Annotated in this window: 12 protein-coding genes; 4 read left to right on the plus strand and 8 right to left on the minus strand. The window is 34.6% G+C overall.

What is annotated here, in order from left to right; genetic code table 11:
• Window positions 1-105: 105 nt before the first annotated feature.
• The 5 genes from radA to panC form a co-directional block, all read right to left on the minus strand.
• Window positions 106-1,473 (minus strand): DNA repair protein RadA, encoded by a 1,368-nt coding sequence (radA, locus tag ACZIYX_RS01710; RefSeq protein WP_462680459.1) that lies wholly within the window; start codon window positions 1,471-1,473, stop codon window positions 106-108.
• Between the two features lie 86 nt (window positions 1,474-1,559).
• The gene (locus ACZIYX_RS01715) at window positions 1,560-2,705 is read right to left on the minus strand and encodes an alpha/beta hydrolase (RefSeq protein ID WP_462680460.1); all 1,146 of its coding nucleotides are present in this window, start codon (window positions 2,703-2,705) and stop codon (window positions 1,560-1,562) included.
• Window positions 2,706-2,755: 50 nt separating this feature from the next.
• Window positions 2,756-3,721 carry a lysylphosphatidylglycerol synthase transmembrane domain-containing protein gene (locus tag ACZIYX_RS01720; RefSeq protein ID WP_462680461.1) on the minus strand — a complete coding sequence of 322 codons (966 nt, stop codon included), beginning with the start codon at window positions 3,719-3,721 and terminating at the stop codon, window positions 2,756-2,758.
• A gap of 3 nt (window positions 3,722-3,724) precedes the next feature.
• Window positions 3,725-4,075: an aspartate 1-decarboxylase gene (panD, locus tag ACZIYX_RS01725; protein ID WP_462680462.1), complete on the minus strand. Its 351-nt coding sequence runs from the start codon at window positions 4,073-4,075 to the stop codon at window positions 3,725-3,727.
• Between the two features lie 19 nt (window positions 4,076-4,094).
• Window positions 4,095-4,943: a pantoate--beta-alanine ligase gene (gene panC / locus ACZIYX_RS01730; protein ID WP_462680463.1), complete on the minus strand. Its 849-nt coding sequence runs from the start codon at window positions 4,941-4,943 to the stop codon at window positions 4,095-4,097.
• Window positions 4,944-5,057: 114 nt separating this feature from the next.
• On the opposite strand from panC, the gene ACZIYX_RS01735 reads away from it, so the two are divergent.
• The 3 genes from ACZIYX_RS01735 to glmS are packed head-to-tail and all read left to right on the plus strand — an operon-like array spanning window position 5,058 to window position 9,489.
• Window positions 5,058-5,867, plus strand: coding sequence for a glycogen/starch synthase (locus ACZIYX_RS01735; protein WP_462680464.1), 810 nt, complete (start codon window positions 5,058-5,060; stop codon window positions 5,865-5,867).
• A 21-nt stretch (window positions 5,868-5,888) separates the two neighbouring features.
• Window positions 5,889-7,619, plus strand: a complete 1,731-nt coding sequence (locus tag ACZIYX_RS01740; protein ID WP_462680465.1) for a DUF4270 domain-containing protein — start codon at window positions 5,889-5,891, stop codon at window positions 7,617-7,619.
• A 22-nt stretch (window positions 7,620-7,641) separates the two neighbouring features.
• Window positions 7,642-9,489 (plus strand): glutamine--fructose-6-phosphate transaminase (isomerizing), encoded by a 1,848-nt coding sequence (glmS, locus tag ACZIYX_RS01745; RefSeq protein ID WP_462680466.1) that lies wholly within the window; start codon window positions 7,642-7,644, stop codon window positions 9,487-9,489.
• Between the two features lie 77 nt (window positions 9,490-9,566).
• Here glmS and ACZIYX_RS01750 read toward each other — a convergent pair whose 3' ends face one another.
• Both ACZIYX_RS01750 and ACZIYX_RS01755 read right to left on the minus strand, forming a co-directional pair.
• A complete protein-coding gene (locus ACZIYX_RS01750) occupies window positions 9,567-11,069 on the minus strand; it encodes a G-D-S-L family lipolytic protein (protein ID WP_462680467.1) in 1,503 nt (500 codons plus the stop codon).
• 27 nt (window positions 11,070-11,096) lie between these two features.
• Window positions 11,097-13,862: a TonB-dependent receptor gene (locus ACZIYX_RS01755; protein WP_462680468.1), complete on the minus strand. Its 2,766-nt coding sequence runs from the start codon at window positions 13,860-13,862 to the stop codon at window positions 11,097-11,099.
• Between the two features lie 390 nt (window positions 13,863-14,252).
• On the opposite strand from ACZIYX_RS01755, the gene ACZIYX_RS01760 reads away from it, so the two are divergent.
• Window positions 14,253-14,894: a hypothetical protein gene (locus ACZIYX_RS01760; protein WP_462680469.1), complete on the plus strand. Its 642-nt coding sequence runs from the start codon at window positions 14,253-14,255 to the stop codon at window positions 14,892-14,894.
• Window positions 14,895-14,995: 101 nt separating this feature from the next.
• Here ACZIYX_RS01760 and ACZIYX_RS01765 read toward each other — a convergent pair whose 3' ends face one another.
• Window positions 14,996-17,599, minus strand: coding sequence for a TonB-dependent receptor (locus ACZIYX_RS01765; protein WP_462680470.1), 2,604 nt, complete (start codon window positions 17,597-17,599; stop codon window positions 14,996-14,998).
• Window positions 17,600-17,896: the final 297 nt, after the last annotated feature.

Below are 17,896 nucleotides of genomic sequence, written 5' to 3' on the forward strand. Positions count from 1 at the left end.
TACTACCTAAGTAAAATGAATTACACCCTTTACTTTATGTAAAATACTAAGAGAATAAAAGATTTTTATGTCACATTGAGCTTTGTCGAAGTGTTTTTTAACCCATTACCCAAACAAGTGTTCTGCCACATCTTCAATTTTGGTAACCAATTGAATTTTGATCTGCGTATTTTGTAGCGATATCTTATTGTATTTAGACACAAAGATAGTAGAAAAGCCTAGTTTTTCTGCTTCTTGTATTCGTTGCTCTACCTTGTTTACCGGGCGTATTTCTCCTGCCAATCCAACTTCTGCGGCAAAACAATAATCTTTTGGCACAGGAATGTCTTCATTAGAGGATAAAATGGCTGCAACTACTGCCAAATCAATAGCAGGATCGTCTACAGATATTCCTCCTGTAACATTTAAAAACACATCTTTTGCTCCTAGCCTAAAACCCGCCCTCTTTTCTAAAACGGCAAGGATCATATTAAGACGTTTAAGATTGTAACCGGTGGCACTACGTTGTGGCGTTCCATAAACTGCGGTGCTTACCAAAGCTTGTATTTCTATCATAAGCGGGCGCATCCCTTCTACCGTAGATGCAATAACGGTACCGCTTAATTCTTCATCGTTTTTAGAGATCAGGATTTCACTGGGGTTATTTACTTCTCGCAGACCACTGCCCTGCATTTCATAGATCCCCAACTCTGATGTTGATCCAAAACGATTTTTTAATGCACGTAAAATTCGGTATACATGATTACGGTCTCCTTCAAACTGTAATACGGTATCTACCATGTGTTCCAAAATTTTTGGTCCTGCAATATTACCATCTTTTGTGATATGCCCAATCAACAAAACAGGGGTCGCTGTTTCTTTGGCAAATTTAATAAGCTCTGTGGTACATTCCCGAATCTGAGAAATACTCCCTGCACTACTTTCTATATAATCACTATGCAGGGTTTGTATAGAATCTATAATAACAATATCTGGCTGTATTTCTTCAATCTGCCTAAAAATATTTTGTGTCTTGGTTTCGGTTAAAATTAAGCAGTTGTCTGTTTTAGAATGTATTCGTTCTGCGCGCATTTTTATTTGCTGCTGGCTTTCTTCACCAGAAACATATAGTGTTTTATAAGGCAGTTTAAGGCTTATTTGTAATAAAAGTGTGCTTTTTCCTATTCCCGGCTCTCCTCCTAACAAGGTTAAAGATCCCGGCACTAAACCGCCACCCAATACTCTGTTTAGCTCTGCATCGTCTGTATTGTAACGAGCCTCCTGGCTGGAGTTAATTTCTGAAATACGTAAAGGTTTGGCCACCTTATTTGTTTTTGGGACAGAGGCAGCATTTCGCCAATCGCTTTTTTCTGCTTTTTGAACAACCTCTTCGGCAATAGTATTCCATTCTTTACATGAAGAACATTGTCCCTTCCATTTTGGATATTGGGCTCCACAATTTTGACAAAAAAAAACAGTTTTGGTTTTGGGCATTTGGTTTCAACAAAAAATGCCTTCAAGGCTTTTAAAAACCTTGAAGGTTTTGGTTTATTTTGGTTTATGTTTGTGATTGGATCAGTTTACCAGCCAAAATCTTCTTTGATCTTGTTTACTTTATCCAGCATATAATCTTTGGTTAAAAAAGCTACTTCAGCTAACTGAAATCCACTTTCATAAGCTCTCATTGCTTTTTTAGGTTCTCCTGTTTGCTCATAAAACATCCCCAGATAATAATACCCTAGCATTAGATCAGAGTGCTCTTTGATTGCCAGTTTTCCTAAAGGCTCTAATTCTGTCCAATTTTCATTTTTTTCGATAGCAGTAGATACTGCAATAAAGTCATTGATCCTTATTTTACGTTTTATCCCATATAATTTTTCTGTAGTTCTGTATATATCTACCAAATACTCATAGGGAGAGGTCTCCAGAGAAAGAATAACTTCTTTATATGTTTTTTTACTAATAGGGCGGTACATTTCAAAAATGTTTTCTAACGCTTGAGGGATTGCTTTACCTACCAGAGTGTAATGTGAAGATTCTTCAAAATTATTAAAGAAATAATTCATTTCAGTATTTTCAATTGCAGATAACTTTTCATTCAAAGCAACAAGATCATTTTTAATATTATCTGCATCATTGGTTGCTGTAGCCAAATAATACCAAATATCAGAAGAGGTTGCAAGCTTACTTTCAATACGCTCCCCCATTTTTGGAGCCAATTCTGGACTAAGACTTATATATCCTTGAAAAATAGGGTTGTCTTTAAATAAAAAATAGTTAATAAAGTTTGCCGTATAATCATGCCCTACAATAATTTTTAATTGAGCGGTACGATATGTTTGATTTAGATAAGGAACGAGTTCCTGTCCGATAAACTCAAAAAACTCTGCCCCTTTAAGTTCTGGCAAAAATTCTGCGGTATCATATTGGCAATCTGTTTGTCTGGTTTTACGCTGATTAACGCCTACAACTATAGATTCTGGCATATCTTCCCAGTACGAAAAATAATCTACATTACCAGCAACTGGTTCGAATAAATAATCCCCGTCTAAAACAATAATTAGTGGATATATTTTATCTTCATTTTTTTTATAATTACGAGGGAGCTGTATTTTTAACTCTCTGCTTTGATCTAGTTTGATAGATCTAAAAGACTCATAGATTGCCTGGGTATAACCAGAAAAGGCAAAAAGACAAGCTATAATAAGAGTTGCACTTTTTTTCATGATGTAATTAGGATTAAGGTTAAGCAAGGGACAATATATAAATTATTTCCTTATTTTTCTCTGTTTAAAATAGGAAGAAATAAAAAGGATAACGCTCCTATAATTATATTTATTGCGGTTTGAGACCCCCACAATATCCAACCTAAAGCTTCTCCCGCGGGTTTTTCTACATCAAAAAGCAGTAAAATAGCTGCTATTGCTATAGGAAAAGCCCCTATTCCTCCATTAGTGGTGGACATAGCAAAGGATCCTGCCACAAAAGTAGCAAGTATTGGGCCAATAGATAAAGATGCTGTTTCAGGAACTGTAAATTTAATTACATAAAACATACATATATATAATCCCCAAATAAGAAAGGTATAAAAAACAAAAGCTCCCCGCTGTTTGATTTTTGAAATACTTTTTACCCCTTCTAACAAGCCGTTTCCAAAGTCCCTTATTTTTATAAGTATTGGGTTGGTCGATTTTTTTAAGAGTCTCAAAAAAAATATTCCTGCAATTAACAAAATCAATAAAGCAGCCAAAGTAACAAATGGACTTGCAATTTTTTCTTGCAGGTAGGATAATAATAGTTCGGATTGAAAAAGCAAGGTGACACCTATTACCAATAGTAGCATTATCAAATCAATAACCCGTTCTGAAATTATGGTTCCGAATGCTTTTTTGAAAGGGATATTTTCGTAGGTAGAGATAGTACCTCCCCTAAGGATTTCTCCGGATCTGGGTATTCCAAGATTAGCAAGATACCCTATCATAACTGCCATAAAGCTATTAGACAGTTTTACAGAGTACCCTAACGGGGCCAATAAAAATTTCCATCGATATGCTCTGGCAAGATGAGAAATAATACCTAAAGCAAGAGATAAAAAAACCCACTCAGGGTCTGCTTGCATAACATATTGAAATGTTTTTTGTCTTTCTTCGGGTGTAGCAGACGAGATCGAATACCATATTAAAAAAACTCCCACTGCTAATGGGAGTATTATTTTAAGAATTTTTAGGATTTTGGGATTCACTATTTATTTTAATAAATTGTTCTCTTCGTTAGGAAAAAGGAGTCTGGGTTTAAAGCTTTTAGCCTCTTCGATGTCCATCATAGCATAGGTAATTAATATTAAAATATCCCCTTTGGCTACTTTTCTGGCCGCGGCACCATTAAGAGTAATTTCTCCACTATTTCTAGGTCCTGGTATTGCGTATGTTTCTAAGCGTTCTCCGTTATTATTATTCACAATCTGCACCTTTTCTCCTTCAATTATATTGGCGGCATCCATTAAGTCCTGATCAATAGTGATGCTGCCAATATAATTAAGATCAGCACCAGTTACTTTAACGCGATGAATTTTTGATTTTACTACGTGTACAAACATTTTACAAAGTTAGTTATTTTTAATTTAGGGCAATGTTATCAATAAGTCTTATTTCTCCTGCAAATACAGCTATAAAAGCTCTGTATTTTGTATGTCTTTGTTTTCTTTTTATGGATTTTAGATCCGAAACCTTAGCAATTTCAAAATATTCCAGTTTTAATTCTCCGTGGTTTTTAAACTGATCTAATACCCAGCTATTTAAGTTAGTAACACTTTTTGTGCCAAAGTCTTTTTTGACCTGTTTAAGAACTGTATAAATAAATGGGGATGCTTCAAGCTGTTTTGTGTTAAGCCTTTTGTTTCTGGAACTTAACGCCAAACCATTTTCTTCTCTATAGATAGGACAGCCAATAATTTGTACTGTCATTTTTTCAATTTCAACCAACTTTTTAACAATTTGAAGTTGCTGGAAATCTTTTTCTCCAAAATATGCTTTATCCGGGTCTACAATTGTAAAAAAATGTTTTAGTACAGTCCCCACTCCATCAAAATGTCCTTCTCTAAATTTACCTTCCATTTCATGCTCTAACCCATTAAAATTGTAATTCGTAGATAGCATTTTATCTCCATATATCTCTTTAGGTGTGGGAGCAAACACAATTATATTTTTGGACAAACCAGATAAAAGCCCGATATCAGAATCCAAAGTACGGGGATAATTAGTCAAATCTGCATTGTTGTTAAACTGTGTGGGATTTACAAAAATGCTAACTATTACCTTGTCATTTTCTTTTAATGCTCTTTCTACCAAAGCAAGGTGCCCACGGTGCAATGCTCCCATAGTAGGGACAAACCCAATGGTTTTCTTGTTTTTTTTAATAGATGCAACATCTACTAATATATCTCGTCTTTTTTCGTGTACCCGCATTGGTATATAAACTTATAAAGCGTGCAAAAATAAGATATTACTGGCAGACTGCATAAATTTTCGTAATTTTGCAAAATTAATTCCAAAAGGAGGACGATAAAAGTATCGATATATATGAAAGATAAGAGGATATTGTACGTATCATCAGAAGTAATACCTTACCTGCCAGAGACTGAAATTTCATCTATGTCTTTTGAAGCACCAAGAATGGTAAACAGCAAAGGAGGACAAATAAGAATTTTTATGCCAAGATATGGGAATATCAATGAAAGAAGACACCAATTACACGAAGTAATCCGGCTTTCTGGCATGAATTTAGTAATTAACGATTTAGATATGCCTTTAATCATTAAAGTTGCCTCTATTCCTAAAGAAAGAATGCAAGTATATTTTATTGATAATGAAGATTATTTTAAACGAAAAGCAACTTTAACAGATGAAGAAGGAAAATTATTTCCTGATAATGACGAGCGTGCGATCTTTTTTGCAAAAGGAGTTATTGAAACAGTAAAGAAGTTAAACTGGTCCCCAGATGTGATACATGTGCATGGTTGGCTGGCTTCTCTTCTGCCATTATACCTAAAAAATTATTATGCCAATGAACCTCTTTTTGGTCAAAGCAAAATTGTAACCTCTGTATATGATTGTGGTTTTGATGGAACATTAGATAAGGATATGATGGCAAAAGTAAAGTTTGATGGTATAGCCGAAGAAAAGATTAGCGATTTAGCAAAGCCAACATACAGTAATCTTATGAAAGTTGCTGTAGATAACTCTGATGCCGTAATTGTAGGTTCAGAAGAAATCCCCACAGAACTTGTAGAACATTTAAAAAAGATCAGCCAACCAGTTTTAGAATATAAAAAACCAGATGAATTTGCCGAAGCTTATGAAGCTTTCTACAAAACGGAAGTATTAGTATAAGCAAAACGATGAAAACTATTTATGAAATTGATGAACATTTTTATTAAAATAACAACTATAGTAGTTGTTGTTTTTACTTTTTTATCCTGTGATAATGATTTTAATTCTGTTGGTAGTGAAATTATAGGGGATGTTAATTTTAAAGACAGCCAATATATTGCCATACCTGTAGCATACAGCAAAAAACTAGAAAGAGTCCAGACCAGTAGGTTGGTTCGACAAGTAGGCGCCAACAATCAGCTCATTAACCATGCTAACTTACTAGGGGTTTATGATGACCCGGCTTATGGGCAATCTGTGTATAGTATATTATCGCAAGTGCGATCAGGGGTCGACAACCCTAATTTTGGAGAAGCGCCCGTACTGGATAGTGTGGTTCTTAATTTACCTTATTTTAGTAAAGAAACAAGCACAGTAACCAATAATAATATAACCACAAAAACATACCGGTTAGATTCTATTTATGGCACACAACCATTTAAATTATCCATATACCAGTCCAACTACTTTTTAAGGGATTTTGACCCTTTGTCTAATAACAGACAACTATACTATTCTGATGATGTAATAACCAACTTTAGTTCTGAAGTAGAAAAAAGTTTGTTGTATACAAATGAGTCTTTTGTGCCGTCCTCTTCAGAAATAACCTTACTTGGTCCTGATGGGAGTGATGAGAACACAGATCCAGACGTTACCAAAGCAAAACCAGCGTTAAGGGTTAAATTTTCTGATGCTGTTAAAGATAGTTTTAAAACACAGTTTATAGATAAACAAGGTAGCTCAGAATTAAGTAATTCAAACAATTTCTTTAATTATTTCAGAGGAATATATTTTAAAGCAGAACCATCTGGTACTTCAGGAAACATGGTTCTTTTTGATATGAGCCAAGGGAGAATAACTCTTTATTATACTTCTGGAGCAGGAACACCTGCAATAAGAGAACAAAAAACGCTAGAGCTGTCTTTTGCCAATAATATTGTTAATTCTATAAATACTAATTTTAAGGCAGATATTGTTAATAATCTTAAACCAGATAATCAGGATAAAGTTAATGGAGAGCCCGATTTATATCTTAAAGGAGGAGATGGTGCATACGCAATAGTTGATTTGTTCAATAGATATGTGGATACAGACGAAAATGGAAACTTTATCTTAGATCAAAATGGAAACCCGATTTTTATACCAACCCCACAAAACCCAACAGATAAAGATAAAACTGAATTAGATTTTTTAAGAACACAAAATTGGTTGATTAATGATGCTATTCTTACATTTTATGTAAACCAAAGCGCATTGACATCCGGAGGAGCAACAGAACCGGAAAGAATATTTGTTTTTAATGAAAAAACAGGTTCTGTTCTTGCAGATTATGCATCTGATGCAAGTTTTCAATTACTTAATGAAGAATCTCCTGTAAATTCTATTCTTAGCCATTTAGGAAGAATCAACAGAGGTTCTGATGATATAGGGGATTTTTATAAAATAAGACTTACCCGACACATTATTAATCTTTTAAAAGATGAAAAAACAGAAAACATTAGGTTGGGAGTATCGGTATCTCAAAATGTAAACGTAACAACAAGCGCAATTGGCATAGTAAAAAATGAAAATCCCCCTTTTAAAGATGAGATTATCCCCTCCTCATCAATAATTTCACATGAAGGAACTATTTTATATGGAAATACAGAAAATGTTCCCGAAGAGAAACGTTTAAAACTTGATATTTTTTATACAGCGTCAAAAAAAAACTAATAACATTTTAAAAACTTAAGTCATGTGCGGAATTGTAGGGTACATTGGGCATAGAGAAGCCTATCCAATTGTGTTAAAAGGGTTAAAAAGATTAGAGTACAGAGGGTATGATTCTGCAGGAATCGCTCTTTATGATGGTACGGATATAAAGTTATCCAAAACAAAAGGTAAAGTTGCAGATCTTGAAGAAAGATTAGTAAAAGAAATTCCTACAAAAGGAACTATTGGAATAGGACATACCAGATGGGCAACCCATGGAGTACCTAACGATGTAAATTCTCATCCTCATTATTCTAACTCTGGAAACCTTGTTATAATCCATAATGGGATTATCGAAAACTATGAATCTCTTAAAAAGGAATTATCAAATAGAGGGTATACGTTTACCTCAGATACAGATACAGAGATATTGGTAAACCTGATTGAGGATGTAAAGACCAAAGAAAACGTAAAACTGGGCAAAGCCGTTCAGATTGCATTAAATCAAACGATAGGCGCTTATGCAATAGCAGTTTTTGACAAACAAAAACCAGATGAAATTGTTGTTGCAAGATTAGGCAGCCCGCTTGCAATTGGTGTGGGTGAAGATGAATTTTTTATTGCCTCTGATGCCTCTCCTTTTATAGAGTATACAAATAATGCAATCTACTTAGAGGATGGCGAAATGGCTATTGTAAGCAGAACAAAAGGGGTTAAAGTAAGAAATATTAAAAACGACAAACCCGTAGATCCATATTTGCAGGAATTACAAATCAACCTTGAGCAAATAGAAAAAGGAGGTTATGACCACTTTATGCTTAAAGAAATCTATGAGCAGCCCAATGCTATTAGTGATACTTACAGAGGAAGAATACGAGTAGCAGAAGGAATAATAAAAATGGCAGGAATCGATGATAACCTTGCAAAACTTTTAAACGCAAAGCGTATTATTATTATTGCTTGTGGTACATCCTGGCATGCTGGTTTGGTGGCAGAGTATATTTTTGAAGAACTGGTTCGTATACCTGTAGAGGTAGAATATGCTTCAGAATTTAGATATCGAAACCCTGTGATTCATCAAGACGATGTGGTTATTGCAATATCGCAAAGTGGAGAAACAGCAGATACTATGGCAGCTATTAAGTTGGCTAAAGAAAACGGAGCTTTTGTTTTTGGGGTATGTAATGTGGTAGGGTCTTCAATTTCCAGAGAAACCCATGCAGGAGCATATACTCATGCAGGACCAGAAATAGGAGTTGCTTCAACCAAAGCATTTACTACTCAGATTACAGTTTTATCCTTGATTGCATTAAAACTAGCTGAACGAAAAGGAACAATTCCTAACAGTGATTTTCATTATTATTTACAAGAATTGGAAAGAATCCCTGAAAAAGTAAAACAAGCATTAGAGTCTAATGAGCACATTAAGTTTATTGCCGACACTTACAAAGGAGCAAAAAATGCTTTATATTTAGGCAGAGGGTTCAATTTTCCTGTGGCATTAGAAGGGGCTCTAAAGTTAAAAGAAATATCCTATATTCATGCAGAAGGATATCCGGCAGCAGAAATGAAGCACGGGCCAATTGCTTTGATCGACGAGCAAATGCCTGTAGTGGTAATCGCTACCAAAAAAGGTCACTATGACAAGGTAGTAAGCAATATCCAGGAAATTAAATCCAGAAAAGGTAAAATTATTGCCATTGTTACAACAGGTGATGAAACTGTTAAAAATCTGGCAGATCATGTAATTGAAGTTCCTGAAACAGTAGAGTTTTTAACTCCTCTTCTTACCACTATACCATTGCAATTATTGTCATATCACATAGCAGTAATGTTGGGTAAAAATGTAGATCAGCCAAGAAACCTTGCAAAATCAGTAACAGTAGAGTAATTTTTTTCTACTTGTACCAAAATAGACAAAACCTGTTTGAAAAATTTTCAAACAGGTTTTTTATACTATGATTGGTGTTATTGTAAAGTAGCTGAATAAAAAGTAGGATAATTTTTTGCTTGCACCATAGGCAAATTAGATCCATATTTAGCATTTATAGATTCCATTGCTTTATTTGCCAAAAAAGCATAGCCTCTTGCAGTAGGATGAACCCCGTCTAATGAAAATGCTCCTCCAAAAACCAAGTTGCCTTTCAACAAAAATTCATCAAATTTCACTCCATTTACAGAAGCTTCTTTAAGAATTGTATTTGCATCTACAAAAGCCAGATCTGCTTGTTTATATGCTGCCTCAATAACGGCATTAAATGCAGACGTTGCATCTTTAATCTCTTTTTGTTCCCGGGGTGTCAACACCCATTTATCTGCCAAAGGAATAGCTACCCCATTTACCGACAAAGGATTTTGTGGGTCTGCCAAAGTCCCTATAAAACTGCTTGCAGGTAATACCAAAAGGTCTTTTACAGTAGCTTGCCTTATACTTATCAAAGCCGGGTTTATTGATGTCAAATCAGTTAGGTATTCATCCAAAATAACCACAGCATTTCCTTTTCCTTCTGTAAAACTAATTTTTCTTTGCGCTATTTCTTTATCTGCAGCTTCTTGTGACATTATATTTTGGCCAACCAAAAAAGCAAAGGCTTGTACTATACCTCCATTATACGCCGCATAAGATCCGTTTAGCAAATTTGCCGTTGTTGCATCCAAAGGAACAGGGTTATAAGGTACAGTTGTAAAATGTGGTATGGACGTTACATCTGGTATGTTAAACACCACTCCTTTTGCTCCTCCAGAAGTTAATGTTGTAACCAGGGTATTATATGCCTGGGTAAACAGGGTTATATCTGTAATTGGATCTGATTTACCCGGGTCTGATTCTGCACCAGACAATGCATATCCTAAAACATCGTTATTACCTATCCATAGTGAAAAAAAAGTTGGTTTTTGTGCCATTGCATCCCCAATAACAGAGGCTGTGGCAGCAGATGCCATTCTTGCAAAATAGGGGTTTGCTGTGGGTGGTGTTGTACCCAATCCCGCTACGTTTCCATAACCTTGAGCAAGTAAGTGAAAACTCTTTGCCCCGGGAATCCCCATATTGTTAAATGGTCCTGTTACCGGAGTTGTAATTTCGGTAGTTGGCACACCATTAAGAATACTTGGTTTAGCTCCGTCAAAAAAGAACCTTGGGTTTAAGATCCGGGTTCCTCCCAAAAGTGCCCCTCCAATATTATCATTCATCAAAGGCTGTTTAAACTCTCCTCCTCCTGCCAAAGCAAATTGTTGTGCCAAAATATTGGATATTGAATTTTCTTGACCGGCAATAAACAGAGCTCCGTCTGTAAATCCTGCTGTTAGTGAGTTTCCTAGAGAAACGTACTTTGAAAAATCCGCGTTTCCTGCTGTAATTACTACTTCTGCACCTGTTGTTGCAGTTTTATCGTCATCTGATTCGCAAGCAATACACCCAAAAATTAGCAGGAGTATTAACCATTTATATTGAGTATTTATATTTTTCATATTTCTTTTACTATAATTAATAATTAGTTATAAATTATTTATAGACAAACCTATATAGTACTGGGATCCTATATATCCTGTTCCAAAAGCTGTAAAATATTCATCCCCTCCAAGGTTTGTTCCCCCAACTTTAAGAGTAGCTTTCAATTTTGGGATCTTATAATTTATTTGTGCATCGATGACAAAAAAAGAAGGTATATCCCCATCTCCAAACGAGGCTTCCCAGAAATAACTATCACTCCATCTGTAGCTTGTATTAAAACCAAAGTTTTTAAACAGATCTGTGTGCCCAAAAGTAGCTTTTACTTTATGCTCCGGGGTATTAAATTCGGTTCTGAAATCCGGATCTTTATTTTTGTCAAAATCTTGTTTTGAATAGGTATAATTAACTCCCAAATCAAAATCTCCCGGTATTTTGGTATTTACACCTATAGTACCCCCAAAGGATTTAATATCTATATCTGAGTTTGTATATGCCTGATACACCTCGACATCATCATTCTGCAAAGCCAACAAAGACAATGTTCCATCTCCTACTTTACCATACAACGGCACTAATACATTTTCTGTAGATATAAAATCTTTATACTGGTTATAATACCCGCTTAAATCAATAATAAATTTGCTTACTTTACCACGATATCCTACCTCGAATGCGGTAATTTTTTCTGGTTTTACTATGTTTGCGTCCGACGCTTCCGGGGTTCCGTTTCGCACAGAGTTTACCGAAAAAGAGTTTTCGTAGGCATCTCTGCCCGTAATAGTAACCGAACCAGAACCTATAAGATTTTGACCGTTTCCGCTTACATCAAAAGTTCTGACATCCCTGTCCAGATTATCTTCTGCAGAGCCTACCAATATTGCTCTTCCTACATTTAATCCTATATATAAATCCTGTGTGGTTGGATTTCTGAAACCTGTTTGTACAGAAGCACGAATATTATGATTTTTTTCTGCACCCAGTGTATAGCCAACAGATAATCTTGGTGATAAGTTACCATCAAATAATTCTGACTTGTCATAACGAACAGATCCGGTTAATTTTAACTTTTCTTCCATCAATTTTTTCTGAATCTGAGTATATATACCATACTCACCATACCGAATAGGACCATCAAAATCAGTAAAAATTGTACCCGAAGAGTTTAGTTTATATTCTCTAAAAGAGCCCCCTACTTGTATATCAGCAAAATCCCCTGCTATATGTGTAAAATTATAATTGGCATCTACATGCCTTAATTGGGTTGCGTCCTGAAATTTTGATCCTGTGGCAAGACTGGGATCATTGGTAACCTCTTCAAAAGCTTGTTCAAAACCGGGTGTTCCCGGTAATAGCCTGCCTGTATCTGCAGCTTGCCTTGCAAGAATATGTGCTTGTTCTGGCAATTGCCCGCCCAAAGTTGCCTTTACAAATGCTCCTGCATACTGACCAAACCATGTTTGATCATTTTTCCATTTTCTATTAATATTTATACCTGTAAATCTTGTATCATAGGAGTCCCCTGCATCCTCATCTGTCAAATACCCCCTTATAAAAAAGTTGTTGTTTTTGAACTCTAACTTATGTTGTTGCAAGAAAAAATTACGTATCGAATATCGGTTTGCTCCTTGATAAATTGTGGTTCCTTTTCCTATTTTTCCGTTATAAATAATCTCAAAATCATTTGCAAATGGCCTGTAATGCATTGCTGCATCAAATTTTATGCTTTCTGCTTTGTACTCGTTTAAATCCTGCTCATCATACCCCGTTCTGCTAACACTTTGATTTGGCAGTAAGTTTTCTGCTCCTGCGGGCAAAACCCCTAGATTTACCAAAGCCACTCCAACACCTCTAATATTTGTGCTAACCTCATCACCATACACATTTAAGCCATCATAATTAGGATCTGATCTATCTGTATTTGTATTTAACAGATTAATTCTGTTAGATGCAAACCAGTCTGTACCTCTTAAGTAAGAAAAATTTGTTTTTGCAGCAAACTTATCTGAAAACTTATGTGCAATTCTTATCCCATAATCATAAAATTCATTGTCCCCCGCAGCTTCTTGTGAGGTGATCCCGCCTTTAAAATATGCACTTATACCTGAATGATCAAATGGGTTTTTGCTTGTCATAAACAAAATCCCGTTAAAGGCATTTGCTCCATACAATGCAGAGGATGCTCCTGGTAATAACTCTACACTATTTACATCCAACTCTGTCATTCCCAATAAATTTCCCAAAACAAAATTAAGAGCAGGAGCTGTATTATCCATACCGTCTACCAATTGAACAAATCTTGTGTTTGAAAACGTAGCAAATCCCCTGGTGTTAATAGATTTAAAGGTTAAGCTATTGGTATTGATATCCACTCCCTTTAGGTTTTCTAATCCATCATAAAAGTCTACCGAAGGAGTGCTTTTTATTTCTTTGACCCCAAACCGTTCTACACTTACAGGTGATTCAAAAATACGCTCTGGAGTTCTGGAGGCAGAAATAACCACCTCATCGAGTTCGGTTCCCTCTTTTAATACGATAACTAAATCTTTGGCTTGTGATGATATATTTGTTGAAGAAGATTCAAACCCTATACTGCTTACTTCTATTGTAAAAGGAAGAGATTCCTCAATGGTTAAAGAAAAAAGACCATCAAAATCGGTTACTGTTCCCAAAGAAGAGTTTTTCACAGTAATATTAGCTCCTGGTATAGGATTGCTATTATTGTCTACAACTTTACCACTAATTGTTGTTTGTGCTGTTGCAATTGCAACAAAACTTGCCATTAACAAAATCATTAATGTAATTTTTTTCATGCCCAAAATATTAAATGATTATAACAACAAGATACGTTTTTTTATGATTCGTTTAATCAAAATGTTAAAACTATGTTTTATTTACACAAATAAAACTTAAAAGATAGGGGTCTGTAAAAGGTTGCATAATCAAAAACCTGAGAGTACCCAGAAATAACGCGGGAGAGTCAGGAAATAAGGCAGGAGTCCTGAGAAACCTCGTCGGAGAGCCAAGAAATAACCTCAGAGTCCTAAGATATAAGGTTAAAGTACCAGAAGATATAACAAAATGTTTAAAAATAATGTAAAAAAGATGGGGTGAAAAATACAAAGTTCCGAAAAATGAAGCTAATATACTTTACTATTGTACTGTTAAACATAAAGTAATAACTTTTAAAATTTACTTTATTTATGAAACAGACACAAATCAATCGATTAGAAATGGCTCAAGCAACCGATAACCATTTAAACTTGCATACAGCTATATGGAACACCATTCCTATTTTTGGAGAAACCAAAAATAGATTAGCACAGCTTATTTCTGAAATCAAAAAAACGGCTAAAGATCAAAATGAAGCTCAGGTATTTATAGGAAGTTCACAACGTGAAATTAAAAAAACAATTGCAGATAAAATGGATATTATTGATGATGCTATCGAATCGTATGCAGAAGATACCGAAAATGCAGAGTTACTATCCCGGTCCAGTAATACTGCATCTGATTATTTTAAATTACCTAATGAAGACTTTGAAACCAAAGTACTTGCTATGATCCAACTTTCTGAAGATACTTTGCCTGCAATGCAAGAGTACGGGGCAACACAGGAAGAGATCGAAGATGTAAAAATCCTGGTAAATAATTTTCTGGAAAAAAGACAAAAACCAAGAGCTTTTCAAATAGCATCTAAAGTAGCTACCTTAAGCCTGGACGATCAATTTAAAGAAATAACACAGGTTTTAAAAAGGTTGGACAGGTTAATGAAACGATTCAAATCTTCTAATCCTACGTTATATAAAGGATATACAGCTTCTAGATTAGTGGTGGATAAGTAATTTAATTCTGGAATACGACATTTTAGAAAGGAATTGGTATAAAAGCAAAAATCCTCGTTCGATTATTGAACGAGGATTTTTAAAAATATAGTTTTTATGTCTTAGAAGTTGTAACGTAAACTTGCATTCCAAGTTCTTCCTATTCCTAAAAAGTAACCAAAAGAGTCCAATTGATTAATATATGGTGAATTAAATACATTTTTAACATTTCCTCTAAATGTGAATTTATTTTCTCCAAGATTGAGTTTATATGTTAAACCAGCATCAACTAGATCATAAGATGGTAATCTAGGAGCTTGATAAACTTCTCCATTTTGACGTGCATTAAAAACATCTTCAGGATCTACAAAACCATATAAATCTGTATAAACATTATAGTCTGCATCAAAAGATAAATTATCTAAAATGTCAACATATATCCCTGCACCAAAAGAAGTTTGAGGTGCATTACCAACTTTGGTTTCTGTTAGATCAATTTCTCCACTACCAATAATAGTCGTAGTTTGATCGTTTGTTAAGGTAAATGGGGTTTTTCCATCGAATTTCCAGTTACCTATAGAACCGTATCCTTTTAATCTCCATCTTCCACCATCAGGACGATATTCCAAATCAAATTCAAGTCCTTTGTGGATTTGAGCAATATTGGTTAATCTAAATGTTGTAAAATCTCCTCTTGGCTGTAATTCAGGCCCGTTAAATGATAAAAAACGATTTGCCCATTCGGTTTGATAAATATCAATGTTTAATCTAAAATTATTATTTTTAAAGCGATATCCAGCTTCAAAACTTGTTATTTCTTCGTTATCTACTTCTGGTTCTACCATATTATTAGAATTTCTGACATCAACAAAAATATTATCTAAGAATGGTTGACGAGAGAAAAATCCTGTATTAGCGAATACGGAATGCTCTTCGGTAATATTATAAGATACCCCTCCTTTTATATTGTATCCTATTTTATTTAATTTTTCAGATTTCCCTAATCCATTTTCAGTACCTGAAAAACGACCATCTCTTTGATAAGATTGGGTAGATACAGCCGCTTGAACAAACATAGCGAACTTATTAGTAGAGTATTCTACCTGTCCAAATCCTCCTAAGTAATTGATATTTTCTGAATAATCAAACTGAAGACGATCAGCTTCGTCTGCATAATCAAATAATGCAGACCATGGATTTGCTTCAAATTCTGTGTTAATCACATAATCAGCTGGTCTATCATTCCTGAAATTGTCATTATATCCAGTAAGACCTAATAGATCATTAATTTGATAAAAGTGATCTCCTCTATATAATCTACCATCAAAACCAACATTAAATGTCCAGTTTTCTTCTAATTCGATATTTAAGTTAGAAAGTAGTCCATACCAGTTATGGTTGTTAACAGAAGATCTTCTAAGGTATGAATCGCTATTATTTCCAATGCCATTATTAGCACTAGCAATATTATTCATCCTTATTTGTTCAAAATCTATATTATCATTATTGTTATTATTAACTCTAACACGACCTCTACCAAGACCTCCTGTACCACCACCGCGTCCCCAAGATGCATAAAGTACTGTTGATAAATCTAATTTTTCGTTAATGTCAAAATCCCAGTTTAGGTTGGCAACAGGTTTGTGATAATAGTTTCTACGTTCTGTAAAACGTTCCCCATCCAAGAAACCTGAATTTCTATTTTGCTTTGAACCAAATTCATCATAAACTTCTAAGTTTTGAGAGAAATTTTGGTCATGCCATTGTGGAGCACCAGTAATTAAAAAGTTAAAAGTATTTTTTTCATTTGGTTTATATCCTACAGAGAATAAATAGTTTTGCCCTTGCCCAGCAGTACCTTCTGAATATTTTCTATGTGCTTGCCAGTGATCTACTAAAACTGAAAATGCCCAACCTTTATCACTTAATCCAGTATTATAACTAATAGTACCTTTGGCATAACTATCATTACCTCCTAATAATCTTACAAATCCACCTTCTTTTTGGTCTGTACTCTTAGAAATAATGTTTATGGTACCACCTACAGATGAAATGGCTAGCTTAGAGGATCCTAAACCACGTTGAACCTGTACAGCATTAGCAACATCAGACATTCCTGCCCAGTTTGACCAATAAACTCGCCCATCTTCAGGGCTATTAATTGGCTGACCGTTTAATAAGATTGCTGTATTGGTATTATCAAAACCTCTTAAGAAAATCTGACTATCTCCAAAACCTCCTGCTTGATTAGAAACATAAACTGAAGGAGTATTTTTTATAGTTTCAGTAAATTCTACGTTACCTGCAGCTTTAAGTTGAATCTCTTCTCCTTTTACTGTCGAAACCGCAATTGGTGTTTTTCTGTCTTCTGCTAAGTCGACAATTCCTGCTCCTACAATTACAATTTCTTCTAAAGAATTATCAAATCCTAAGCTAATAGCCCCAAGATCCTGATCTCCATTAGTTACATCAAAAGCGATGTTTTTAGACCCAAACCCTACATACGAAATATTAATCGTGCCTGTAAGATTGCTTACTTTAACAGAAAATTTTCCGTCAAAGTCTGTTGTAGTTCCATTAGAAGTCCCTGCTTCTAAAATATTTGCTCCCGGTAATGGAGCATTTGATTCGGTATCAAATACCGTTCCTGTCACTACCCCCTGTGCAAACGTCTCCCCAACGATTGCCATAAGGATTACAACTAATAAAAATGTAATCTTTTTCATGTGTGTTGTTTAATTGTTTGTTTGTTTGTTTTATAAAACTTTTAGCAAAAAAAATAAATGTGCTGTATAGTAGTAGCCTATGGGTTATTTAAATCGCATCCTGTTTTACATTAATTTATAGCATTAATAATCTTCGCAAAAGAACAAATTTTTATGCATGCATAGCTTATCTTAATGTTAAGTTTTTAACAGGTTCTTATTATGGTTTTAAAGTTAGTTTTTATATATATTGTGTTGATTTTTAATAAATTAAAAATAACGAAAAGTTGCCACTCAAAAAAATATTAACCAATAATT

It is taken from the genome of Aquimarina sp., from assembly GCF_977115655.1.